At 58.2% G+C, this 22,700-nt stretch carries 24 protein-coding genes; 9 read left to right on the top strand and 15 right to left on the bottom strand.

All coding sequences use genetic code 11. The features are described 5' to 3' along the window. Positions 1 to 87 precede the first annotated feature (87 nt). The 5 genes from hflD to AC13C0_RS18500 form a co-directional block, all read right to left on the bottom strand. The gene (gene hflD, locus AC13C0_RS18520) at positions 88 to 732 is read right to left on the bottom strand and encodes a high frequency lysogenization protein HflD (protein WP_117617417.1); all 645 of its coding nucleotides are present in this window, start codon (positions 730 to 732) and stop codon (positions 88 to 90) included. Next, positions 729 to 1,916 carry a tRNA 2-thiouridine(34) synthase MnmA gene (gene mnmA, locus AC13C0_RS18515; RefSeq protein ID WP_117617416.1) on the bottom strand — a complete coding sequence of 396 codons (1,188 nt, stop codon included), beginning with the start codon at positions 1,914 to 1,916 and terminating at the stop codon, positions 729 to 731. Before mnmA ends, hflD begins: the two co-directional genes overlap by 4 nt. Before the next feature lie 44 nt (positions 1,917 to 1,960). Next, on the bottom strand, positions 1,961 to 2,416 hold the full coding sequence (locus AC13C0_RS18510; RefSeq protein ID WP_482954870.1) for an NUDIX hydrolase: 456 nt from the start codon (positions 2,414 to 2,416) through the stop codon (positions 1,961 to 1,963). Further along, entirely contained in the window at positions 2,413 to 3,051 is a 639-nt protein-coding gene (locus AC13C0_RS18505; protein ID WP_117617414.1) for a pseudouridine synthase, read from the bottom strand. Before AC13C0_RS18505 ends, AC13C0_RS18510 begins: the two co-directional genes overlap by 4 nt. 190 nt (positions 3,052 to 3,241) lie before the next feature. Further along, the gene (locus AC13C0_RS18500) at positions 3,242 to 3,553 is read right to left on the bottom strand and encodes a cold shock domain-containing protein (protein WP_117617413.1); all 312 of its coding nucleotides are present in this window, start codon (positions 3,551 to 3,553) and stop codon (positions 3,242 to 3,244) included. Positions 3,554 to 3,870: 317 nt separating this feature from the next. On the opposite strand from AC13C0_RS18500, the gene clpS reads away from it, so the two are divergent. Both clpS and clpA read left to right on the top strand, forming a co-directional pair. Then, the gene (gene clpS, locus AC13C0_RS18495) at positions 3,871 to 4,230 is read left to right on the top strand and encodes an ATP-dependent Clp protease adapter ClpS (protein ID WP_117620266.1); all 360 of its coding nucleotides are present in this window, start codon (positions 3,871 to 3,873) and stop codon (positions 4,228 to 4,230) included. An 18-nt stretch (positions 4,231 to 4,248) separates the two neighbouring features. After that, positions 4,249 to 6,519: an ATP-dependent Clp protease ATP-binding subunit ClpA gene (gene clpA / locus AC13C0_RS18490; RefSeq protein ID WP_117617412.1), complete on the top strand. Its 2,271-nt coding sequence runs from the start codon at positions 4,249 to 4,251 to the stop codon at positions 6,517 to 6,519. Between the two features lie 103 nt (positions 6,520 to 6,622). On the opposite strand, the gene infA is transcribed toward clpA, so the two are convergent. The 9 genes from infA to AC13C0_RS18445 all read right to left on the bottom strand — a co-directional run bounded on the left by infA (position 6,623) and on the right by AC13C0_RS18445 (position 13,644). Further along, positions 6,623 to 6,841 (bottom strand): translation initiation factor IF-1, encoded by a 219-nt coding sequence (infA, locus tag AC13C0_RS18485; RefSeq protein ID WP_014421226.1) that lies wholly within the window; start codon positions 6,839 to 6,841, stop codon positions 6,623 to 6,625. 80 nt (positions 6,842 to 6,921) lie between these two features. Continuing rightward, entirely contained in the window at positions 6,922 to 7,635 is a 714-nt protein-coding gene (locus AC13C0_RS18480; RefSeq protein ID WP_482954869.1) for an arginyltransferase, read from the bottom strand. Beyond that, positions 7,636 to 8,349, bottom strand: coding sequence for a leucyl/phenylalanyl-tRNA--protein transferase (gene aat, locus AC13C0_RS18475; RefSeq protein WP_117617410.1), 714 nt, complete (start codon positions 8,347 to 8,349; stop codon positions 7,636 to 7,638). Positions 8,350 to 8,552: 203 nt separating this feature from the next. Next, positions 8,553 to 9,506, bottom strand: coding sequence for a thioredoxin-disulfide reductase (gene trxB, locus AC13C0_RS18470; protein WP_482954868.1), 954 nt, complete (start codon positions 9,504 to 9,506; stop codon positions 8,553 to 8,555). A gap of 141 nt (positions 9,507 to 9,647) precedes the next feature. After that, complete coding sequence (locus tag AC13C0_RS18465; RefSeq protein ID WP_117617409.1) at positions 9,648 to 10,559, bottom strand: AAA family ATPase; 912 nt, start codon at positions 10,557 to 10,559, stop codon at positions 9,648 to 9,650. 7 nt (positions 10,560 to 10,566) lie between these two features. Then, positions 10,567 to 11,490 carry a carbon-nitrogen hydrolase gene (locus AC13C0_RS18460; protein WP_117617408.1) on the bottom strand — a complete coding sequence of 308 codons (924 nt, stop codon included), beginning with the start codon at positions 11,488 to 11,490 and terminating at the stop codon, positions 10,567 to 10,569. Continuing rightward, positions 11,490 to 12,539: an agmatine deiminase family protein gene (locus AC13C0_RS18455; protein ID WP_117617407.1), complete on the bottom strand. Its 1,050-nt coding sequence runs from the start codon at positions 12,537 to 12,539 to the stop codon at positions 11,490 to 11,492. The genes AC13C0_RS18460 and AC13C0_RS18455 overlap by 1 nt, the downstream gene beginning before the upstream one ends. A gap of 107 nt (positions 12,540 to 12,646) precedes the next feature. After that, the gene (locus AC13C0_RS18450) at positions 12,647 to 12,949 is read right to left on the bottom strand and encodes a hypothetical protein (protein WP_117617406.1); all 303 of its coding nucleotides are present in this window, start codon (positions 12,947 to 12,949) and stop codon (positions 12,647 to 12,649) included. Positions 12,950 to 13,056: 107 nt separating this feature from the next. Next, positions 13,057 to 13,644 (bottom strand): PilZ domain-containing protein, encoded by a 588-nt coding sequence (locus AC13C0_RS18445; protein ID WP_117617405.1) that lies wholly within the window; start codon positions 13,642 to 13,644, stop codon positions 13,057 to 13,059. A gap of 122 nt (positions 13,645 to 13,766) precedes the next feature. Here AC13C0_RS18445 and AC13C0_RS18440 point away from each other — a divergent pair, with 122 nt between their 5' ends. Beyond that, the gene (locus AC13C0_RS18440) at positions 13,767 to 15,008 is read left to right on the top strand and encodes a lipoprotein-releasing ABC transporter permease subunit (protein ID WP_482954867.1); all 1,242 of its coding nucleotides are present in this window, start codon (positions 13,767 to 13,769) and stop codon (positions 15,006 to 15,008) included. Positions 15,009 to 15,021: 13 nt separating this feature from the next. After that, on the top strand, positions 15,022 to 15,711 hold the full coding sequence (locus tag AC13C0_RS18435; protein WP_117617403.1) for an ABC transporter ATP-binding protein: 690 nt from the start codon (positions 15,022 to 15,024) through the stop codon (positions 15,709 to 15,711). Here AC13C0_RS18435 and AC13C0_RS18430 read toward each other — a convergent pair. After that, entirely contained in the window at positions 15,699 to 16,244 is a 546-nt protein-coding gene (locus AC13C0_RS18430) for a DUF2062 domain-containing protein (protein ID WP_117617402.1), read from the bottom strand. The two genes, AC13C0_RS18435 and AC13C0_RS18430, sit on opposite strands and share 13 nt — an antisense overlap. Positions 16,245 to 16,325: 81 nt before the next feature. On the opposite strand from AC13C0_RS18430, the gene AC13C0_RS18425 reads away from it, so the two are divergent. The 5 genes from AC13C0_RS18425 (at position 16,326) to lpxK (ending at position 22,685) form a co-directional block, all read left to right on the top strand. Then, the gene (locus tag AC13C0_RS18425; protein ID WP_482954866.1) at positions 16,326 to 18,758 is read left to right on the top strand and encodes a DNA internalization-related competence protein ComEC/Rec2; all 2,433 of its coding nucleotides are present in this window, start codon (positions 16,326 to 16,328) and stop codon (positions 18,756 to 18,758) included. A gap of 72 nt (positions 18,759 to 18,830) precedes the next feature. Then, positions 18,831 to 19,457, top strand: coding sequence for a MotA/TolQ/ExbB proton channel family protein (locus tag AC13C0_RS18420; protein WP_482954865.1), 627 nt, complete (start codon positions 18,831 to 18,833; stop codon positions 19,455 to 19,457). Positions 19,458 to 19,462: 5 nt separating this feature from the next. Further along, positions 19,463 to 19,888, top strand: a complete 426-nt coding sequence (locus tag AC13C0_RS18415; RefSeq protein ID WP_482954864.1) for an ExbD/TolR family protein — start codon at positions 19,463 to 19,465, stop codon at positions 19,886 to 19,888. Further along, complete coding sequence (gene msbA / locus AC13C0_RS18410; RefSeq protein ID WP_482954863.1) at positions 19,885 to 21,663, top strand: lipid A export permease/ATP-binding protein MsbA; 1,779 nt, start codon at positions 19,885 to 19,887, stop codon at positions 21,661 to 21,663. The genes AC13C0_RS18415 and msbA overlap by 4 nt, the downstream gene beginning before the upstream one ends. Then, entirely contained in the window at positions 21,660 to 22,685 is a 1,026-nt protein-coding gene (gene lpxK / locus AC13C0_RS18405) for a tetraacyldisaccharide 4'-kinase (protein ID WP_341582121.1), read from the top strand. The genes msbA and lpxK overlap by 4 nt, the downstream gene beginning before the upstream one ends. Positions 22,686 to 22,700: the final 15 nt, after the last annotated feature.

Below are 22,700 nucleotides of genomic sequence, written 5' to 3'. Positions count from 1 at the left end.
AAAACCTCTCAAGTCATCAAAGAATTGTGTCAAAAGAAAATCAGGGGGTGCCTATCATACACCAGCGCAGGCACTGAATCAGCGCTGTCAGTGGTACAGGGAGCGATTCGCTTCCTCGGCCAGTTCCCGGGCCAACAGGATGACCTTCTTGCGGGAAAAAATCAGTTGCCAGCGACGCCCGCCGGTCTGGCGCCAGAGCACCGCCGACCGTATACCCGCCAGCAGAAGAGCCCGAACCTTGGCGGCGTTCTCTTCCTGCTGCAGGACTGAGGGATTGCCGCTCACCTGGATGCGCATCCGGAAAGTGCTGATGGTATCGGCGTATACCGAGGCCAGGTTGCTGATCAGGTTGGGGTGGGTATAGCCGAAGTGGCTGGCGGTATGCCGCGCCTGGTCGATCCTGCTGCCGATGACGTCCAGCATGTCTGACCGGCGGTTCAGCCTGGATTCCAGGTGAACCAGGTTAAGGGCATAGCGAAGCACTTCGATATCCTGCTGCTTGCTCTGCTGGCTGAGCACGGAGGAAAGCGTTACCAGGCCCTCCCGGATATCCCGGAGTTCACCACCGTAAACGTCCAGGGTGTTCTCCGGATTCGTTGCAAACAGGGAGCGTATGGAGGTTTCCAGACTGGCCTGATTACACTGGCCGCTGTGGGCAATCTGCTGAACCAGGTTAGCGGCCTGGAAAACCCCGGCCAGGGCCAGGGTCTGGTCTTTCAGAGAGCGGCTCATACGGATTCTTCCTGAGTCCGGGAACCGGTCAGGCGGGCCGGCAGGGGCTCGCCATCACGCCAGGTTTCCTCAATGACACCACCGCCGAGACACACCTCGCCGTCGTAGAAGACAACCGATTGTCCCGGCGTGACCGCCCGTTGGGCATCCTCAAAATCGACCCGCAAGCCACCGTCAATGACAGAAACCTGACAGTCCTGATCCGGCTGCCGGTAGCGGGTCTTCGCCTTGCAGCGGAAGGACTCTGCGGGAGGCTGGCCGGCGACCCAGTCAATCGGACCGGATACCAGGCCCCGGGAGAACAGCAGGGGATGATGCTTGCCCTGAACGGCAATGAGCACATTGCGACTGAGGTCCTTTTCCGCCACATACCAGGGCTCATCGCCAAATTCACTGAGGCCACCGATGCCGAGGCCCTGGCGCTGGCCAATGGTGTGGTACATCAGGCCCTGATGGCGCCCGATCTTCCGGCCATCCGGTGTTTCGATATCGCCGGGCTGGGCGGGCAGGTACTGTTTCAGAAAGTCCCGGAACTTGCGCTCACCAATAAAGCAGATGCCCGTGGAGTCTTTCTTGTCGTGGGTCACGAAGCCCTGCTGTTCGGCAATCCGGCGCACTTCCGGTTTCTCGAGTTCGCCCACGGGGAACAGGGTCCGTGCGATGCGGTCGCCTGAGACCGCGTGCAGGAAATAGCTCTGATCCTTGTTCGGATCCAGGCCTTTTAGCAGCTGGGCCTTGCCCTGGGAGCCGGCAATGGGGCGCTGGCGGGCGTAATGGCCGGTGGCAATATAGTCAGCACCCAGGGTGATGGCGTAGTCCAGAAAGGCGCGGAATTTGACTTCCTTGTTGCACAGAATGTCGGGGTTCGGGGTGCGGCCTGCCTGGTATTCCGACAGGAAATGCTCAAATACCCGATCCCAGTACTCGGCGGCGAAGCTGGCGGTATGCAGTTTGATGCCGATGGCATCGGCAACGGCCCGGGCGTCCGCCAGGTCGGTCATGGCGGTGCAGTATTCGGTGCCGTCATCCTCATCCCAGTTCTTCATGAACAGGCCTTCAACCTGATAACCCTGATCCTTGAGTAGCCAGGCGGCCACGGAAGAATCCACACCGCCGGACATGCCGACGACAACGCGGGTGTTGGTTGGGCTGGTTGAAGAATGAGCTTCAGATGCGTTGGTCATTACAGCGTTGCTACCGGTTAAAAAACCGCGAGTTTACCATTTTCCTAGTACGCCGTCTTTGAATCGACGACGACGTCCAGCGGGTATTGGCGGCCGTTTCGGTAATCTTCTATGCACCGCAGTACAAGCGGGCTGCGAAGTTTTTCGCCGAGGCCACGAATCTCGTCAAGGGTCAGCCAGTGGGCGGCAATGATGCCGTCGTCCAGATGGTCTGAAACCTTCGCCCCGGCTTGGGCGACGTAACAGAAGCGATAATAGGTAACGTCATTTGCCGGCGCCTTGTAGGTGTAGATGCCCAAAAAGTGTATCGGGTCAATCTCCCAGCCGGATTCCTCCAGGGCTTCCCGGCGAACGGCATCGAGTATGGCCTCGTTTTCCTCGATATGGCCGGCGGGCTGGTTGAACACAACCTTGCCACCGCTGAACTCCTCCACCATGAGAAAACGTCCTGTCTGATCTTCAACAACAACCGCTACAGTGGCATGGGGTGTCCAGGTCATGACTTTCTGGTTCTCCGGGGTCGGGCCCCGGGTCCGGCACGACCGGGGCGGGATTTGGTGTTTGAGCTGGCCGGCAGGTTGACGGTGACTGTCCGGTGTTCACCGGATTTCAGGCCAGCCAGGGTCCAGTCGCCAATGCGGTAACGGATCAGTCGCAGCGTCGGGAAGCCGACCGCGGCAGTCATTCGCCGGACCTGCCGGTTCCTGCCTTCGGTAATGGTCAGCTCCAGCCAGCTGGTTGGAACGGTATCGCGGTGCCTTACAGAAGGTATCCGGGGCCAGATGGCCGGCGCGGGCATTCTTGTGGCTTTTGCCGGCCGGGTCAGGCCATCTTTCAGCTCAACGCCTTCCGCCAGACGTTTCAGGGCGTCGTCTGAAATCTCGCCTTCTACCTGCGCCCAATAGGTCTTGGGCATCTTGAGCGCCGGCGACGCAATCCGGTGCTGCAAGGCACCCTCGGATGTCAGCAGAAGCAGGCCCTCGGAATCATAATCCAGTCGACCGGCCGGATAGACGCCGGGAATTCGCAGGTAGTCCGCCAGCGTCGCGCGCGGCGAGTCGCCTCCAGCGGCACCATCGTCAGTAAACTGGCTCAGGACCTGAAAGGGTTTGTTGAAAAGAATGAGCTCAGCCATGCAATCGCACGTTTCCAGAAGTTGCAGAGTGCTTCAGAGAGAGTAGGGTACTTCAAAGGTAAGGAGTGACAAAGTCAGATTGCGGCGTCAAGTTGCAGCCGTTAGCAGGATCGTCAGGTTTTCAGAGAAAAAATAACACCTCCCACCAGCTTTCGCCGGTGGGGGTGTCAGGCTCCCGACGCCAGACAGGTCAGCCGTTTACTGCACGGGGCGGATAACCGTCCCGGCCGGATTCCTGTTGCCCCGATTCTTCTGCAGCGTCGCCTCCGGCACCAGTCTGGGCCTTGCTGGCGGGCTGCTCATCCGGAATGATGTTGACTGCGTGAATGCCCTTGTCGCCTGGCTTTTTATCAAAGGATACGGCCTGACCGGCTTTCAGGGTCTTGTAGCCGTCCATTTGGACCGATGAGAAGTGAGCAAACAGGTCGTCACTGCAACCATCCTCGATGATGAATCCGTACCCTTTGGCATTGTTGAACCACTTGACTTTGCCTCTTGGCATGATGAACTCCCCTGTTCTTTTGCTGTCACTGTTCTTATTCGTGGTGTTTGCCTTTCGGCCGTCGCACTTTCCGTCCGAATTACCGTCGGAATCGCGTTACACAAACATTGCATGGATTTACATTATTTTACAATGCTATTTAACTTTCGGCCAATCGTAGCGTCGAGTCAATAGTTTCTATGCCGGGAATGTGTGGTTGAACGCAGTCTGGAAGCGGTATCATGTTTGTATCAGTAAATATCCCACACGTCCTGCTTGAAAAGCTTGGGGCCGACATCCACATTTAGACAGGAGCACCGATAAACCGGTAAGCAATGATGCGGACTATCGAAAATTCTCTACTAGTATTAAATCAGGGGGAGGACGAACAGCCGGGGCGGCAGGATGGCCTCAGCGTTGCTCCCGAAAAGCCTGCTCTCAAGCGCCCGGCGCGATACAGGGTAGTGCTCCTGAACGACGATTACACACCCATGGATTTCGTGGTGGATGTGCTGATGACGTTCTTCGGAATGAACGAGGAAAAGGCGACGCAGGTGATGCTGCTCGTCCATACGCAGGGAAAAGCTGTATGCGGGGTATTTACCCGGGACATCGCGGAAACAAAGGCGGCACAGGTGAACCAGTATTCCTCGGAATGCGAACATCCGCTCCTTTGCGAGATTGAACGTGCGGACTGAAAGACGTTGGGGTGGCCCATGCTGAGCAAAGATCTGGAAATTACGCTGAACACGGCCTTCAAGAATGCCCGCGATAAGCGTCATGAGTTCATGACTGTGGAGCATTTGTTGCTGGCCCTGCTCGACAACGAATCGGCGGTGGGCGTTCTGAAGGCCTGTGGTGCAGACCTCAAGCGACTTCAGGAGGAACTGGTCGAGTTTGTTGACTCAACAACACCATTGATCCCGAGCAGCGACGGTGAGCGGGAGACCCAGCCCACGCTGGGTTTCCAGCGAGTGCTGCAACGGGCGGTGTTCCATGTGCAGTCCTCGGGCAAGAAAGAGGTAACCGGGGCCAATGTACTGGTCGCTATCTTCAGCGAGCAGGAAAGCCAGGCAGTTTATGTGCTCAAGAAACAGAGCATTGCCCGCATTGATGTGGTCAATTTCGTCTCTCATGGAATCTCCCGGGTTCAGGGCGCCGAAGATCAGGAAAGTCATGATCAGGCTTCCCATGATGAAGCCGGAGAGGAGGGTGGCCATTCCAAGCCACTGGAAAGTTACGCAACCAATCTCAATGAGCAGGCCCGCCAGGGCCGGATTGATCCACTCATCGGGCGCGAGCACGAGGTTGAGCGGGTGGTACAGATTCTGGTGCGCCGTCGCAAGAACAACCCGCTGCTGGTCGGTGAGGCCGGCGTAGGCAAGACCGCCATCGCTGAAGGGCTTGCCAAGCGAATCGTGGATGGTCAGGTACCCGACATCATTTCCGATGCCGTGGTCTACTCGCTGGATCTCGGTGCCTTGCTGGCGGGTACCAAGTATCGCGGTGATTTCGAGAAGCGCCTGAAAGGGCTGCTGGCGGAACTCAAGAAAGAGAGCCACGCGATTCTGTTTATCGACGAGATCCACACGATTATCGGTGCAGGTTCTGCATCCGGTGGCGTTATGGACGCTTCCAACCTGTTGAAGCCGATGCTGAGTTCCGGGGAGATCCGTTGCATCGGCTCCACCACGTTCCAGGAATTTCGTGGCATCTTCGAGAAGGACAGCGCGCTGGCCCGCCGCTTCCAGAAAATCGATGTCAACGAGCCCAGCGTTGAGGATACCTACCAGATCCTCAAGGGGCTGAAGCCGAACTTCGAGAAGCACCACGATCTCAAGTACACGGACAAGGCCTTGCAGGTTGCCGCGGAGTTGGCAGACCGGTACATCACCGATCGTCATCTGCCGGACAAGGCTATTGATGTGATTGATGAGGCGGGCGCCCGGCAGCGGTTGCAGCCGGAAGGCAAGCGCAAGAAGACCATCGACGTAACTGATATCGAGGATGTGGTAGCGAACATTGCCCGCATTCCGCCGAAGAATGTCTCCACCAGCGATAAGGACCTGCTTCGCAATATCGAGCGGGACCTCAAGATGGTGGTGTTTGGTCAGGATCCGGCCATCGAGTCCCTCGCTACTTCCATCAAGCTGGCCCGTGCCGGCCTGAAGGCGCCTGAGAAGCCGGAAGGTGCGTTTCTGTTCGCGGGGCCGACAGGTGTCGGTAAAACCGAGGTCACCAAACAACTGGCCAAGGTTCTGGGAATCGAACTGGTGCGCTTCGACATGTCCGAGTACATGGAGCGCCACACTGTCTCAAGACTCATCGGTGCGCCGCCGGGCTATGTTGGATACGACCAGGGAGGCCTGCTGACGGAGTCTGTCACCAAGCACCCCCATTGTGTGTTGTTGCTGGATGAAATCGAAAAGGCCCATCCGGAAGTCTTCAACCTGCTTCTGCAGGTCATGGACCACGGTACGCTGACTGATAACAACGGCCGCAAGGCGGACTTCCGCCACGTGATCCTGGTTATGACAACCAATGCCGGCGCAGAAAGCATGGCCCGTCGTTCGATTGGCTTCAGCGAACAGGACCACAGCACCGATGGCATGGAGATTATCAGCAAGACCTTCACGCCGGAGTTCCGCAACCGTCTGGACGGTATCATCCAGTTCGGCGACCTTCAGAAGGACACCATCACCCATGTGGTGGACAAGTTCCTGACCGAACTGCAGGCGCAGCTGGACGAGAAGCATGTTGTGTTGCATGTGGATGATGCTGCGAAATCCTGGCTGGCAGACAAAGGCTACGACGTCACCATGGGTGCCCGTCCGATGTCCCGTCTGATTCAGGACAAGATCAAGCGGCCGCTGGCTGAGCAGATCCTGTTCGGACGCCTGTCAAAGAAGGGTGGAGATGTGTACATCCATCTCCGTGACGATGAGCTGGTGTTTGAGTACGAGGACGAACCGGCGGAAGCCGTCTGAGGTGCTGACGTAAAGAAAAACCGCTGTCCGGTTGCCCGGACAGCGGTTTTTATGACCTGACAAAAAAAGCCCCCGAAGGGGCTTTTCAGATGTCACGTGAGCCTTAACGGGCGCGGTACACAATGCGGCCCTTGCTCAGGTCGTAGGGAGTCAGCTCAACCTTGACCTTGTCACCTGTCAGGATGCGGATATAGTTCTTGCGCATCTTGCCGGAGATGTGAGCTGTGACAACGTGACCGTTGCTCAGCTCAACGCGGAACATGGTGTTTGGAAGGGTGTCGATAATAACGCCTTCCATTTCAATGACATCTGATTTCGCCATTCAGTAGAAACCTCGTTTGGATATGCTTCTCGTGATTTTAAATTGCGCAATTCTGCCTGATTTATCCGCGTTTGGCAAAGTCAGCCGGCACTCAGTTCTCGCCAGTGCCCGTCACGGAGGGCCTCAATGGGGCGGAACCGGGATTTGTAGTTCATTTTCCGGCACTGTTTGATCCAGTAACCGAGATACAGATGCGGCAGGCCCTTGCGGCGGGCCTCGTCAATTTGCCACAGGATGGCAAAAGTACCAAGGCTGCGATCCTCCATTTCAGGTTCGAAAACCGTATAGATGGCAGACAGGCCGTCATCCAGCAAGTCGACGGCGGCCAGACCCACCAGATTATTGTCCTTGCGGATCTCCAGAAACCACGAATCGGTCGCACCTTCCACCAGAAACGAGGTGAACTGCTCCCGGGACGGCGGGTACATATCGCCGTCCTGGTGCCGCTGCTCGATATAGGTGGCGTAAAGTTGATAATACCGTTCGGAAAAGGTGGCGGGCACCAGGGTGCACTCCAGATCCTCGTTTTTCTTCAGTACCCGTCGCTGGCTGCGGTCGGGTTTGAAATCATCGACCTTCAGGCGAACGGGAATGCAAGCGTTACACTGCTCGCAGTGGGGGCGGTAATAATGGGATCCGCTGCGGCGAAAGCCTAGGGCGGTGAGCTGGCTGTAGAGTTTTTTGTCGATATGGGCCCGCGGATCCACGAACATGGTGGTTGCCTCCCGGTCTGGCAGGTAACTGCAATCGTGTGGCGGGGTTGCAAAGAACACCAGGGTTCTGAGATTGCTCATTCACGCCTCCGGCCCGGGCCATTGCCAGCGGAAGGTCCAGTCGGTTTGATCCGGTTTCTGATCGATGCTCATCCTGAGTATAGATAAAAACTCTTCCCGGGGAATAGTTTTGGCACCCATGGTCAGTAGGTGGCGGCTTTCCACCTGGCAGTCCATAACCCGGTAGCCCCAAGCCTGGAGCTGATGGGCAAGGTGGACCATCAGGACTTTGGAGGCGTTGGTCTCCAGGGAGAACATGGATTCGCCGAAGAAACACCGGCCGATGGCCAGGCCGTACATCCCGCCAGCCAGGTCACCGCGGCGGTTCCAGACTTCAATAGAGTGTGCCGTGCCCATTCGGTGCAGTTCGGCGTAGCTGGCGATCATTTCTTCTGTGATCCAGGTGCCTTCGGCCCGGGTGGAGGCGCACAGGCGGATAATTCGCCCGAAGGCCTGATCGGCGGTGACCTGAAAGCGTTGCTGGTTCAGGGTGCGGCGGAGGCTTCGGGATACGTGGATGTCGTTAGGGAACAGCACGCATCGGGGGTTGGGGGACCACCAGAGTATGGGTTGTTCGTCGCTGTACCAGGGGAAGATGCCGTTCCGGTAGGCGAGCATGAGTCTGTCTGTGGACAGGTCGCCGCCGAGTGCCAGGAGGCCGTCCGGGTCGTCCAGGGCTTCGTTGGCTGGGGGGAACCAGAGTTGGTCAGGGTCTAGCCAGGGTAGTGAGGTCATCCTGATCCGGTTGTTGCTGCGAATGTTGCGTTGGTCGCGTGTCGACCGGGCCTGGGAGTCGCGCCCGGGAGGGCCAGCCTTCTGAAACACGCTGTGAATACGTCCCTGTACGCTTGGCTCCGCCATCCATGGCTCCGCACAGTTTCAGAAGGCTGGCCCTCCCGGCCTCGATCAGCTTCCGCGTTGTCTTCTAAAAGACTAGATCAATCTTGTTGATCCAGAAACTTTTCCGCATCCAGGGCGGCCATGCAGCCGAAGCCGGCGGAGGTGACGGCTTGGCGGTAAACGTGGTCGGCTACGTCGCCGGCGGCGAAGACGCCGGGGATGCTGCTCTGGGTGGCCATGCCTTCGAGGCCGGAGCGGATGCGGATGTAGCCGTTTTCCATATCGAGCTGGCCCTGGAACAGGTCGGTGTTGGGTTTGTGGCCGATGGCGATGAAGACGCCTGCCAGTTCCCTGTCCTGAGTCGAGCCGTCTTTCATGCTTTTGATGCGCATGCCGGTGACGCCGGTGCCGTCGCCCAGGACTTCGTCGAGGGTGTGGTCCCAGACGATGTTGACGTTGCCGTTTTCGGCTTTCTCGAACAGTTTGTCCTGGAGGATTTTTTCGGCCCGGAGGCTGTCGCGGCGGTGGACCAGGGTGACTTCGTCGGCGATGTTGGAGAGGTAGAGCGCCTCTTCAACGGCGGTGTTGCCGCCGCCGATGACGGCGACTTTCTGTTTTTTGTAGAAGAAGCCGTCGCAGGTGGCGCAGGCGGAGACGCCCTGGCCTTTGAATTTCTCTTCGGATTCGAGGCCGAGGTACATGGCGGAGGCGCCGGTTGCGATGATCAGGGCGTCGCAGCTGTATTCGCCGCCGTCGCCCTTGAGGCGAAAGGGGCGGTTGCGCAGGTCAGCTTCGTTGATGGTGTCATAGACGATGCTGGTTTCAAAGCGCTCGGCGTGTTTGAGCATGCGCTGCATCAGTTCCGGGCCCTGTACGCCGTCATTGTCGCCGGGCCAGTTGTCCACGTCGGTGGTGGTGGTGAGCTGGCCGCCGACTTCAATACCGGTAATCAGGGTCGGGTTCAGGTTGGCGCGGGCTGCGTAAACAGCAGCGGTGTAGCCTGCGGGGCCGGAACCGAGGATGATCAGTCGGGAATGTTTGGTGTCGCTCATTGAAGGTCTCTCACTGAAAAAGCCGTACATTGCCCGGCCCGGTGTTCAGGGCCAGACGCTTCGGGGAAAGGTGGAAAGGCTAACATGAAAGAAGCGGCCTGCCATTCGTTTTGGGTAATACCGCTTATAAAACCTTGCTATTTACTCAAGCACTGAAACGGTGGCAAGCAGTTGTCTGACACGTTCGGTGCTTTTGCCGGATTCGCCCTGCTCCAGGCGATGTTCCGCTACTGCCGGGAAGACGGCCTGGATATCATCCGGCAGTACGTGATGCCGGCCCTCCATCAGGGCCCATGCCCTGGCAGCCCGCAGCAGGCCGAGTCCGGCTCTTGGCGAGAGCCCGTACAGCAGCCCCGGCATTCTGCGGCTTTGCTCCAGCAGGCGTTGAATATAGTCCAGCAGGGCCGGGCTGGCGGTTATCCGGGTTACGGCTTCCTGAAGGGTCTTCAGATCCTCCCGGGAGAGCAGGGTGCCAAGCTTTTCGGTCAGCACACGCCGGTCTTCGCCCTCCAGCAGTTCCCGCTCGGCTCTGGGATCAGGATAGCCCAGGCGCAGGCGCATCAGGAACCGGTCCAGTTGTGATTCCGGTAAGGGATAAGTGCCACCCTGTTCGGTCGGGTTCTGGGTCGCAATCACGAAGAACGGGTGGGGCAATGGCCGGGTTTCGCCCTCGATGGACACCTGGCGTTCTTCCATGGCTTCAAGCAGGGCGCTCTGGGTGCGTGGTGATGCCCGGTTGATTTCATCGGCCAGTACTACCTGGGCGAAGATCGGGCCTGGGTGGAAAACCAGGCTGCCGGCCTGTTTGTCATACATGGAGTAGCCAAGCACATCGGCCGGCAGCAGGTCGTTGGTAAACTGGATGCGCTGGTAGCTGAGCCCCATCACTTTGGCCAGGGCATGGGAGAGGGTGGTTTTGCCCATGCCGGGAATGTCTTCAATCAGCAGGTGGCCCCGGGCCAGAAGCCCACAGAGAGCGAGGCGAACCTGTTGATCCTTGCCGAGAAGTATCTGGTTCAGTTCACTGACAACGGTATCGACCAGTTTTTTCATTCCGGGCTCAGTCCCTCACGCGTTTGAGAATATCTCCGTAGGCGTCAATCCTGCGGTCTCTCAGATACGGCCAGATGCGACGAACCGATTCACTGCGGTTGCGATCAAGTGTTACGGCCAGGATGCATTCGGAACTGTCATCGGCCCGGGCAAGAAATTCGCCCTGGGGTCCGCAAATGAAACTGTTACCCCAGAAGCGGATGCCATCGCTCTGGCCGGAAGGATCCGGTTCGGTGCCGACGCGGTTTGGCGCCACCACAGGCAGATTGTTGGCGACGGCATGGCCTCGTTGCACGGTTACCCAGGCTTCCAGCTGCCGGGCCTGTTCGTCCGGTTCGTCGGTGACATCCCAGCCGATGGCAGTCGGATAGATGAGTATCTCGGCACCGGCCAGGGCCATCAGCCGGGCCGCTTCCGGGTACCATTGGTCCCAGCACACCAGGACGCCCAGCCTGCCCACGGAGGTATCTATGGGAGTAAAACCACTGCGGCCATCGTTAAATTGGGCGTCACCGGGGGTGAAGTAGAACTTTTCATAGAAGCCGGGATCATCCGGAATGTGCATTTTACGGTACAGCCCGGCCATGGAGCCGTCCTTCTCAAACACCACGGCGGTGTTGTGGTAAACACCGTTCATTCTCCGCTCAAAGATGGAGCCTACCAGGACAATATCCAGCTCAAGGGCGAGATCAGAGAGTCTCTGGCTGGTGGGCCCGGGTATGGACTCCGCCAGTTCAAAAACCGAGGTGTCTTCGGTCTGGCAGAAGTACAGCGTGGCGTGGAGCTCCTGCAGAATGATCAGATCGGCCCCGTTTGCTGCGGCTTCCCGTACCAGTTTTTCCGTGGCGGCGAGGCTGGCGGCCTTGTCCGGACTGCAGGCCTGCTGAATGGCCGCGATGGTGATCCGGTTGTTGCTTGAATTAATGCTCATCAGGTAACGACTCCGGCCGGAATCTGCATGGTGACACAGTGAAGGCTGCCATGCTGATGAATCAGGGCCCGGCAATCAATCGGCACAATGTCCCGGCAAGGGAAGATCTCCTTCATGACCGCAATCGCCTCGTCGTCCTGGGCAACGCCATAGACGGGAAGCAGAACCGCACCGTTAATAATCAGGAAATTCGCATAGGTGGCAGGCAGGCGTTGTCCGTCTTCATCGTGGATTGCTTCCGGCCAGGGCAAAGCTGTCAGCTTGTAGGGCGTGCCGTCGGGCTGGCGGAATTCCTGCAATTCCTCCTCCATGGCAGCCAGGGCGCTGTAGTGTTCGTCGGCGACATCCGGGCAAGCCACATAACAGATGTGGTCCGGGGCGCAGAATCTGGCCAGTGTATCGATATGGCTGTCGGTGTCGTCGCCTTCAAGATAGCCGTGGTTAAGCCAGAGAATGCGGTTGACGCCCAGAACCTCGGCCAGCAGCTGCTCAATCGCGGTCCGGTCCACGGAGGGATTTCGGGAAGGAGTCAGCAGGCACTCCGAGGTGGTCAGCAGGGTGCCCTGGCCATCGGATTCGATGGAGCCGCCTTCCAGTACAAAATCGACTTGCTGCATCGGAGTGGCGCCAAATACGCCGGCGTTGGCCAGATGCTGGTTGAGGGCGTCGTCTTTTTCGAAGGGGAACTTCCCGCCCCAGGCATTAAAGCGGAAATCGAGCAGCGCCGGGCCGTCTTCGGTTGCGATGGTAATCGGGCCATGATCCCTGGCCCAGGTGTCGTTTGCCGGTGCCGGAACGATGCGTACCCGACCCGGAAAGTCGTTTTCCTCAGCGTACCGGTTCAGATCCCGGTCAAGTTCCTGCAGGCGGGCGACGTACTCGCAGCTGATCAGGAGGTTCTCGTAGCGAAGTACGGCCCTGGCAATGTCGAGGAATACCGGCTCGACCTCATCAAGTATATCCGCCCAGTCTGTTCCGGGGTGAGGCCAGGTCAGCATTATGGCACTCTGGGGAGCCCACTCTGCGGGCAATACGCGTCTGGTTGTCACTTCGCAGCCACCTTAAATCACAAAAGACGCCATTCTAACCAAAGGTCGGCTGAACGTCAGGACATGAGTGGGGAAATTCGGGCCTTTGAGGGCCGCTATCGGCTATATCAGCGATTGTGCTTGAGAACGGTATGGATTACCCGATCATTTTCGAAATAAACGACAAAAGTCGGGTAGTGCCACTGGCTGATGGGAGGTTGGCCAACCGGACCCTGAATTTCCAGGGGGGCGCCCCAGGAAGCCCGCACCAAAGCCTGGCTCATTCCGGTGCCAGGAACGTTTGCCTGGTCGCGATCTGCCTGGGTTCCCACCGGTACGCGGATTTGCTCTGCAACCGCAGATGCGGCCGGGAAAAGGGTCAGGGTGGTAGACAGAGCCAGTACGCCGAGCAGGATTCTGTTTTTTTTCATTGATCGATCTCCATGAAGGCTAACGTCCTCTGAAAGTTTGCTCCGGAGGACATGGATAAAGCGTAATATCCGAAAAAGATTAGTAAAAGTCACCCGTTTCCCTCAGTCTACTCTTTTTGGCGCTGGCGAATCTGCCACCGCATCACATGCCGCGCGATCTGCTGCCGGTCGCCGTCATCAATCCGGGCAAACTCGGTGTGGACCCTTGCCCCACCTGAGGAGTCGGGGTGTACCTCCAGTACCCGGGCGATAGCCTGAGGCTGGAAAAGCTCTGGCGGAAGTGTCATGCGAACGGCAAGCCGGTCCCCCGGTTGCCAGGCAGGCGTACTGCTTGAGAATGACAGGCCGCCCTCGCTCAGGGTCACATCCTGCCAGTCCTCCGGTTGCAACGGATTTTGCTCAAAGGCCATAATGCGCGCAAGCATATCCAGCTTGCCGTTCAGGGATTTGATCAGTCCGGTAAGTAGCCGGTCTCTTTCGGCAAGGCTGGCAAGCTGGGACTTCACGTCCTGGTCCAGCCGCCTGAACTCCGCTTTCAGGCTCTCAAGATGGTCGCCGTCGAAAGCATCTGCATCCAGGGGTGTGTCGGGCGCAAGCTTGCGGATTTCCAGGCCGATTCGGTCTTCAATGCGGAAAAAGTCCCGGCGCTCGGGTGAATAATCCGCCGGTTCGCTGGGGATGTTGGATGACGGCATCTCGGCTCCGGAAAACTGAAATTTTATTGATACAGAGTAGTTTAGCAGTTTCCCTCTGTGCTGGAAGGTGCCAGGGAAAACCAGACCACGACAGACCTGAAGGTAGCAACAGGCTCCTCTCCATGTTCAGACCCTTATCGTTTTATATAGGCTTGCGATACACGGCGGCCAAGCGCCGGAATCACTTCATTTCCTTTATCTCCCTGACGTCGATGATCGGGTTGATGCTGGGTGTTGCGGTCCTGATTATTGTTCTTTCCGTGATGAACGGATTCGACCGGGAGCTTAAGCAGAGAATTCTCGGTATGGTGCCCCACGCCACGATTCAGGGCACAGGCCCCCTGGACGACTGGAAATCCGTGGATGCCCGGGTTGAGAAGCATCCCCGCGTGCTGGCAGCTGCTCCCTTTATTCAGGGACAGGGCATGGTCACTGGCGGTGGGAATGTCCGCGGCGTGGTGCTCAATGGTATCCTGCCGGAAGAGGAGCGCACCGTCTCCATCATTGAAAATCACATGATCGAAGGCAGGCTTGATGACCTGGTGTCCGGTGAATTCGGCATTATCATCGGTCGGCTGATGGCAGCCAGTCTGCGCCTCCAGGTAGGTGACAAGGTCACGGTGGTGCTGCCAGAGGCATCCGTAACGCCTGCGGGCGTACTGCCGCGGATCAAGCGATTTACGGTAAAGGGCGTGTTCAGCGTCGGGGCGGAGCTGGATGGCAATTACACCCTGATCCACATGGACGATGCCTCGAAACTCATGCGCACCGGAGGCAAGGCGGAAGGCATTCGCCTGCTGGTGGATGACCTGTTTGCAGCTCCCCGGGTAGCGGAAGAGGCTGCGAAGCAGCTTGGCGGGCGTTATTACGTGTCCGACTGGACCCGCACCCATGGCAATCTGTTCCAGGCCATCCGCATGGAGAAAACCATGATCGGTCTGCTGCTTATGTTTATTGTCGCCGTGGCGGCGTTCAATATCGTGTCCACGCTGGTGATGGTCGTCACCGACAAAACCGGTGACATAGCCATTCTCAGGACTATGGGGGCGACTCCGGGCCGGATTATGCGGATTTTCATTGTTCAGGGTGCGGTGATCGGTATCTTTGGCACGGTCATAGGCACCTCGCTGGGTGTGTTTGGCGCGCTCAATATCAGTACCTTCATTTCCTGGCTTGAAGGCGCGTTGGGGCACCAGTTTCTCAGTGCCGACGTCTATTTCATCAGCTACCTGCCTTCGCAGCTGCAATGGCAGGATGTCTTAATAATCAGCGGCGCCGGCCTTGCCATGAGTCTTCTGGCAACCATCTACCCGGCCTGGCGGGCTTCGAGAGTGGATCCCGCGGAGGCGCTTCGCTATGAGTAAGGAACATTCGGCTATGGTGGATTCATCCCTGGTGATTGACTGTCGGCAGGTGACCCGTACCTACAGTGAGGGCCCCGAAAAACTCACCATTTTTTCGGATATTTCTCTGGAAGTGGCGCCCGGAGAAACGGTCGCCATTGTTGGCAGCAGTGGCGCCGGTAAAACCACCCTGCTCAACCTGCTTGGCGGGCTGGACAAGCCCTCATCGGGCCAGATTTCCATTTGCGGCAAGGATATTCACCGGCTTTCCGAAGCCGGCCGCGCCAGGTTCCGTAACCGTTACCTTGGGTTTGTGTACCAGTTTCATCATTTGCTGCCGGAATTCTCGGCACTGGAAAACGTCATGATGCCCTGCGTACTGGGTGGCATGGCGGTCGCTGACGCCCGGAAGAAAGCGGAAACGCTGTTAGGCAGAGTTGGCCTTGCTGCGCGACTGACCCACAAGCCGGGTGAACTGTCGGGCGGCGAGCGTCAGCGGGTGGCCATTGCCCGGGCACTGGTCAATGAGCCGGATTGTGTATTGATGGATGAACCAACCGGCAACCTTGACGAGCACACGGGAGAAGGGGTCAGGTCGCTGATCGAGTCTCTTCGGGATCAGCTGGGCATTGCATTTGTCATGGTTACCCATGACATGAAGATGGCCCGGAGTCTGGGGCGGGTATTACGGCTTGAACAGGGTCGGCTGATTCAGGAAGTCTGATCGGTCTCCCGACGACGTTTCCGGCGATTGATCCGCCGCACCTGCCAGTCTGTGCGTATTTTCCGGCGCCACAGGAACTGGATGACCAGGTAAGCGAGGCAGGCTGACACGGTCGCAACAATGAGGGATCCAAGATACAGAGGGATGCCTATGTCCATGAGCCGTTCAGTGATCCAGGACCATGACAGCTGAAACTCGAAACTGAGAACCGGGCGGCTAAGGGCCCAGGCCCCGACTTTGTAATTGAAGTAGAAAATCGGTGGCATGGTTACCGGATTGCTGATCCAGACCAGAACAACCGACAGCGGCAGATTGGCGTTGAACCAGATCGCGAAAAATGCAGCAGCAAGCATCTGGAAGGGCATGGGTATGAAACAGAACCAGACGCCGACGAGAAAGGCGCGGGCAACACTGTGGCGATTGATATGCCAGAGATTGGGCTCGTGAAGGATATCGCCCAGAAAGCTCAGCGACTGCATCGCTTGCACTTTCTCTGGTGAGGGCAGATAGCGTTTCATGAACTTCTTCGGCATTGGAAGTTCTGCCTATAAACGGAGTTAAAAAACCGGCACATCGGATGTCGCCGGTGAATGTGACATACGGGAGGACAAGGATTGTCCGGAAGTCTGAACCGCTCGCCGTACCCGCCGGGCAGGCGCGGTGCCGCAGTCCTGGGCGTTATCGCCTTCTCTGGTGGCGTCATCTTACTGTATTGGCTGTCGATACTGCCACCTCCGCAGTGGCTGGCAGCACCCGGACTTCTGCTTTTTTTGACCCTTTGCCGTCCGGCGTCTGTCATGATCCGCCGGTTAACGGTGCTGGCTCTTGGCTTTCTGGTGGGACTTTCCTGGGCAGCGTGGCATGCCCGGAGCCAGCTTTCGGAAGTGTTGCCGCCTGAAGCCGAGGGGAAACGTCTGTCGGTATCCGGTTACCTGTGTGATATCCCGTCACCGGGAAGTTTCGACAGTTTGCGTTTCAGTTTCTGTGTTACCCGTTGGCATAACCTTCCCCCGGTAAACGTCCCGGGCACGCGTCCGCCCGAGTTGCTGCGGCTGGCCTGGTATGGTCACGCAGCAGAGAGATTACCGGGGGCCCGTTTGCGCCTGGAGGTCAAGCTCAAAAGACCACACGGGAACCTCAACCCGGTGGGTTTCCGGTATGAAAACTGGCTGTTCCGCAAAGGGTACCGGGCTACCGGAAATGTCCGTAGTGTTCAGGTGGATCCAACTGTGCCTTGTTCCCTGCACTGCCAGTACCGGAGTGCACACCTGTCGCTGGGCGACTGGGTGCAAAACCGGTTCGGCGGCACCGAACACTTCGCGCTGGCTTCCTCGCTGTTGATTGGTGATCGCGGGTACATGACACAGAAGCACTGGGACGTTCTGAAAGCAACGGGAACTATTCATCTGGTCGCGATCTCCGGTTTGCACCTGGGGCTGGTCGCTCTGGGTGCAGGTTTTTTGTGTCGGCGCCTCTTGCTGGCCTGGCCGGCCCGCCGCGTGAGCGAACTCAATGGGCGCCGGATTGTCTTTGTTTTCGTGGTGGTATCTTGCCTGGCCTACGCTCTTGCGGCCGGTTTTACCGTGCCCACCCGCCGGGCACTGGTTATGGTGATCGTGGGCGGCTGGCTGCTTCTGTTGGCCCGACAGTCATCCGTCTGGCAACCGTTTCTGGTTGCTCTGGCGGTGGTTTTGCTGCTGGATCCTCTTGCACCCCTGGGCCAGGGATTCTGGCTATCGTTCGCTGCCGTCGCGGTACTCATCGCTGTATTCTCAGCGCGGCTGGCAGGAGCCGGGTGGTTGGGTAGCCTGTTGGTTGCCCAGATCTCGGTGTTTGCTGGCTTATGGCCAGTTCTGGAAACCTTCGGGCAGGGGCAGCCCCTGGCGGGGTTGCTGGCAAACCTGATTTCCATTCCCTGGGTATCCCTGGTGGTTATGCCTCTGCTGGTCACGGGCGGGTTGATTACTGCCGCTATTCCGGAAGCGGCGAACCTGTTCGGGCCCGCATTTGATCTGGTGCTCGGTCTGCTCTGGCATTTTCTGGACTGGCTCGCACGCTGGCAGGTGCCCGAAATCGCTGCCAGCGCCGAAGAAATCGCTGCTTTATCGATGCTGTCAGTGTTTATGGTGCTTGCGCCATTCACCGGGTTTCGGCTGGTGGCGGTTGTGTCGGCGCTCGTGTGGCTGGGATCTTCATCCTCGTCGTTACCGCAGAATTCCCGGGTGGCTCAGCCCGAAATCCGGGTTTGGGATGTCGGGCAGGGCTTGTCGGTGCTTGTCCGTCACGGCCGGGAGGTCCTTGTCTACGACACCGGGCCGGCCGTGCCCGGGGTGTTTTCAGCCGTTGAGTCGACGCTGTTGCCAAATCTGAAGGCAGAGGGCATCCACAGAATCGATACCCTGGTGATAAGCCATGGGGACAGTGATCATGCCGGAGGCGTATCAGAGCTCGCGGAGCAGATCGAAATCGGTCGCGTTGTTGCCGGTGAAACCGGGGCAGTCAGGAATCGAATTCCGGATGTGCCCACCGTACCCTGTGAACGGGCCACTGAAACCTTCGGCGCCCTGACCATCGACTACTGGCAAGGGGAGGGTGTTTCCGAAGGCAACGATGCGTCCTGTGTAATCCGGATCCATCATCCCGAATCGGGTATTGAATGGATACTGCCCGGGGATATTACCGACCCCATGGAGTCGCAGTATCTGGCCTTTCTTTCGGCCGGCGGGAAATTGCGTCATTCGGGCAGTCGGGTGGTCCTCGCTCCCCATCATGGCAGCAAGACATCCTCTTCTGAAGCCTGGGTTCAGGGGCTTGATCCCGACTGGGTCATCTACACCGCCGGATACCGCCACAGGTATGGTCATCCCCATCAAATGGTAACCACCCGTTACCGGCGCTCTGGTGCGGTCTCACTGAACACCGCCTGTTCCGGCAGCGTATTGATGACTATTGCCGATAACCGGTTGGTGTTAAAGGAAATGCGGCGTGAGGCGCCGTTCTGGATAGGTGGCCCGGGACTGACCCGTGACCAATGTAAAATACCGTGACATTCCAGCTGTGGCCTCCACGGGTAGCTATGCTAAAGTAGCGCGGCTTGTAAACAATCAGGGAGACCAAGCGTGTTCGAGCTGTTGAAAGCCGGTGGCATTCTGATGGTGCCAATTGTTGCCTGTTCCGTACTTGCACTTGCCATCATTCTGGAACGTTTCTGGACCCTTCGTCCTTCCAGGGTTGCGCCGTCGCAGACCATTAACGAACTGTGGCGCTGGATCAAGAAAAAAGAACTGAATGGCCGGAAACTGAAAGCCCTGCAGGGATCATCTCCCCTGGGCCGGATTCTGGCCGGCGGCCTGATCAATGCCAAGCATGGCCGCGAAATCATGAAAGAGAGTATTGAGCACGAAGCCAGTCAGGTGATTCATGACCTGGAGCGCTTCCTGAATCCGCTGGGCACCGTGGCCACCATCACACCGCTGCTGGGGCTTCTGGGCACGGTCATCGGCATGATTAAGGTGTTTGCCGAGATTCAGCTGGCCGGTGTCGGTAACGCAGGCAACTTGGCCGGTGGTATTTCCGAGGCGCTGATTACCACGGCTGCCGGCCTGAGTGTGGCCATCCCTGCGTTGATCTGTCACCGCTACTTTATCCGCAGGGTAGACGAGCTGGTGGTCGGCATGGAGCAGGAAGCCATCAAGCTGGTTGAGGTTGTGCACGGAGACCGCGAAATCGACGTGGAAGGAGCCTGAACACCGTGAAGTTCAAGCGCCAGAGAAGCCAGGAAGTCGGGGTTGACCTGACACCATTGATCGATGTGGTGTTCCTGCTGCTGATTTTCTTTATGGTTTCCACAACCTTTACCCGGGAGAGCCACCTTCAGGTGGAGCTGCCGGAGGCAAACGGGGAACCCGCGGAGGCCTCAGAGGTCAAGCAAATTGACGTGGTGATCAATGCCGAAGGGCAGTACATCCTGAACGACCGCACGCTGGTCAATAACCGGCGTGAAACCCTGGAGCGGGGCGTGCGTGAGCTGGCGGAGGGTAACAGCTCGATGCCGTTTATCATCACGGCGGATGCCCGCACCCCCCACGAATTTGTGGTTCGTGCCATGGACGTTGCCGGCCGCCTGGGGTTTGCAAAGCTGAGCATCACCACGGAGCGGGAGGCTGAGAGTCAGTGAGGGTAACCGAGCCTCTGCCTGATCCCTCTCCGGCAGTGCCGGCCGGCAGTTGGGAAACCTACAAGCGTTTGTTGGCGTACGTGAGGCCTTTCTTGCTGGCGTTCTCCCTGGCTGTGGTCGGCAACATCATTTACGCTGCTGCATCAACTGGCATGGCGGCCGCCATGGAATACGTGATTGCGGCCATCGAGAACCCCACCGAGCAGAACCGTCTGATGCTCACCCTGGTCATCGTCGGGGTATTTTCGTTCAGGGGCCTGGGCACCTTCCTGAGCCAGTATTTCATCAGCTATGTTGGTCGTCAGGTTATCAACTCGCTGCGCAATGATGTGTTCAATCGCCTGATGACATTGCCGTCCCGGTATTTTGATGACAATGCGGCCGGGCGTCTGGTCTCCAAGCTTACCTTCAACGTCGAGCAGGTGGCGGAAGCCACCACCAACGCCGTCACCATTACCCTTCGGGAAGGTCTGACCATCATCGGTCTGCTAGGCTACATGTTTTACACCAACTGGAAGCTTACACTGATATTCCTTGCCGTCGGACCGCTGATCGGTGCGGTGGTGAGTTATGCCAGCAAACGTTTCCGAAAAATCAGTAAGCGGATTCAGGGGTCCATGGGAGACATCACCCATGTGGCCTCCGAATCCATCACCGGATACCGGGTGGTGCGGACCTTCGGTGGTGAAGACTACGAACGCCGGCGTTTTCGGGACGTTAACGACAAAAACCTCAAGCAAAGCCTCAAGATGGCATCGACTCAGGCGATCAGTGTTCCTGTGATTCAGGTACTCGTGGCCATCGCGATCGCCGGTCTGGTGTGGATGATGCTGGCCCCGGAAATCCGGGGTGGCATGACCACCGGCCAGCTCGTGGCCTTTATCACGGCGGCAACCACCATGGCCAAGCCCATCCGGCAGGTGACGTCGGTCCACGCCAAGATACAGAAGGGCGTGGCGGCGGCTTACGATGTGTTCGAAACCATTGACGAATCGCCGGAGCCGGACCCGGGCAGCTACTCCCCCGACCGTGTCGAAGGCAAGATCGAGCTCAATGATGTGTCTTTCCGGTATCGGGACCAGTTGGACAACGTACTGGAAGGCATCTCGCTGCAGATTCCCGCGGGGCAGAGTGTTGCGCTGGTCGGCCGCTCCGGAAGCGGAAAATCCACACTGGTAAGCCTGTTGCCGAGGTTCTATGAATTTACCGGCGGTGATATCCGCATCGACGGCCATTCGCTGCGGGATTTCTCGCTGAAGGCGTTGCGGGCGCAGATCGCTCTGGTCACCCAGAGCGTTGTGCTGTTCAACGATACCATCGCCGCCAATATCGCCTATGGTGCCCTCAGGGATTGCAGTCGCGATGAAATCCGGGAGGCAGCGGCCAAGGCCCATGCCCTTGAGTTCATTGACCGGATGCCCGAAGGCCTGGACACCATGATTGGTGATAACGGTGTGATGCTTTCCGGTGGTCAGCGCCAGAGGCTCGCTATTGCCCGGGCATTGCTCAAGAATGCACCGATTCTGATCCTGGACGAGGCCACGTCTGCGCTGGATACGGAATCCGAACGCCACATTCAGGATGCCCTTGAAACCGTGATGCGGGGACGTACCACCCTGGTGATCGCACACCGTCTGTCCACCATCGAAAAGGCAGACCGGATACTGGTGATGGAAAACGGTCGTATTGCTGAATCCGGCCGTCATGATGAACTTCTTGCCGCCGGTGGCGCCTACGCGCAATTGCACCAGATGCAGTTCAGTGAGCAGTCATGAGCTCGTTGGTAGATCGTCTCTGGTATGGCAGAAATCGTCCTCTGGGGTTTCTTGCACCTCTTTCCTGGCTATACCGCGGCCTCTCGGAAGCCCGCCGCCGTTCTGCGTGGGAGGCCCGGGATGTCTCGCTGCCGGTTCCGGTTGTGGTTGTTGGCAATATCACCGCAGGTGGTACCGGCAAATCGCCCCTGACCGCCTGGCTGGTTTCGGAACTGATCGGTGACGGGTGGTGTCCGGTGATCCTCAGCCGCGGGTATGGCGGCAAGGCCGCTGACTACCCCCTGGAAATTAATGCCCGAACCAGCCCCCTGGAGGCCGGCGACGAGCCTGTAATGCTGGCTCTCAGCACCGGGTGCCCGGTTGTTGTGGACCCCCGGCGCCGGCGTGCGGCGGAATATGCCCTGGACAATAATCTCGGAAACCTGTTGGTCTGTGACGACGGTCTCCAGCACTACAAGCTGCCCCGGGATGTGGAATTGTCGGTGTTCGATGGCAAGCGTGGCATTGGCAACGGTGCCCTGATTCCGGTCGGACCACTGCGCGAACCGCTCTCCCGGCTCGCCTCCGTGGATTTTGTTATTGTTAACGGCACGGATTATTCCGATCAGGTCATGGGGAGTTTTGCTGGTATAGAGCACCCACAGATCTATTCAATGGTACTCGAACCCGGAACCCTGGTTCACGTCAGGACCGGTAAACCCCGGCCCATCTCCGATCTGAAAGGGCTGTCCGTAAGGGCCGTGGCGGGAATCGGCAATCCGTCCCGTTTTTTCGATACACTCAGGGCACTGGGCGCCGTGGTTACCGAGGCAGCTTTCCCGGATCATCATCGCTTCCGCGTTGCCGACCTGAATGCCTGCCCGAATGATTTGATCGTTATGACTGCGAAGGACGCGGTGAAGTGCCGTGGCTTCGCTCCCGACAACGCCTGGAGCCTGACCGTTGAGGCCAGGTTGCCGGACCGGTTCCGGGACGCTCTTCTGGCCCGGGTTCGCCAGTGCTCCGAACAGTTAACTTCTTGATAGCGAGTGAGTAAA

It is taken from the genome of Marinobacter sp. B-21 (genome assembly GCF_056857895.1).
This window is presented reverse-complemented; position numbering and strand designations above follow the sequence as displayed.

Bases quoted from the DNA above. Each gene is read 5' to 3' on its own strand.
- hflD (WP_117617417.1), bottom strand. From the start codon at position 732: ATGAGCCGCTCTCTGAAAGACCAGACCCTGGCCCTGGCCGGGGTTTTC.
- mnmA (WP_117617416.1), bottom strand. From the start codon at position 1,916: ATGACCAACGCATCTGAAGCTCATTCTTCAACCAGCCCAACCAACACC.
- AC13C0_RS18510 (WP_482954870.1), bottom strand. From the start codon at position 2,416: ATGACCTGGACACCCCATGCCACTGTAGCGGTTGTTGTTGAAGATCAG.
- AC13C0_RS18505 (WP_117617414.1), bottom strand. From the start codon at position 3,051: ATGGCTGAGCTCATTCTTTTCAACAAACCCTTTCAGGTCCTGAGCCAG.
- AC13C0_RS18500 (WP_117617413.1), bottom strand. From the start codon at position 3,553: ATGCCAAGAGGCAAAGTCAAGTGGTTCAACAATGCCAAAGGGTACGGA.
- clpS (WP_117620266.1), top strand. From the start codon at position 3,871: ATGCGGACTATCGAAAATTCTCTACTAGTATTAAATCAGGGGGAGGAC.
- clpA (WP_117617412.1), top strand. From the start codon at position 4,249: ATGCTGAGCAAAGATCTGGAAATTACGCTGAACACGGCCTTCAAGAAT.
- infA (WP_014421226.1), bottom strand. From the start codon at position 6,841: ATGGCGAAATCAGATGTCATTGAAATGGAAGGCGTTATTATCGACACC.
- AC13C0_RS18480 (WP_482954869.1), bottom strand. From the start codon at position 7,635: ATGAGCAATCTCAGAACCCTGGTGTTCTTTGCAACCCCGCCACACGAT.
- aat (WP_117617410.1), bottom strand. From the start codon at position 8,349: ATGACCTCACTACCCTGGCTAGACCCTGACCAACTCTGGTTCCCCCCA.
- trxB (WP_482954868.1), bottom strand. From the start codon at position 9,506: ATGAGCGACACCAAACATTCCCGACTGATCATCCTCGGTTCCGGCCCC.
- AC13C0_RS18465 (WP_117617409.1), bottom strand. From the start codon at position 10,559: ATGAAAAAACTGGTCGATACCGTTGTCAGTGAACTGAACCAGATACTT.
- AC13C0_RS18460 (WP_117617408.1), bottom strand. From the start codon at position 11,490: ATGAGCATTAATTCAAGCAACAACCGGATCACCATCGCGGCCATTCAG.
- AC13C0_RS18450 (WP_117617406.1), bottom strand. From the start codon at position 12,949: ATGAAAAAAAACAGAATCCTGCTCGGCGTACTGGCTCTGTCTACCACC.
- AC13C0_RS18445 (WP_117617405.1), bottom strand. From the start codon at position 13,644: ATGCCGTCATCCAACATCCCCAGCGAACCGGCGGATTATTCACCCGAG.
- AC13C0_RS18440 (WP_482954867.1), top strand. From the start codon at position 13,767: ATGTTCAGACCCTTATCGTTTTATATAGGCTTGCGATACACGGCGGCC.
- AC13C0_RS18435 (WP_117617403.1), top strand. From the start codon at position 15,022: ATGGTGGATTCATCCCTGGTGATTGACTGTCGGCAGGTGACCCGTACC.
- AC13C0_RS18430 (WP_117617402.1), bottom strand. From the start codon at position 16,244: ATGCCGAAGAAGTTCATGAAACGCTATCTGCCCTCACCAGAGAAAGTG.
- lpxK (WP_341582121.1), top strand. From the start codon at position 21,660: ATGAGCTCGTTGGTAGATCGTCTCTGGTATGGCAGAAATCGTCCTCTG.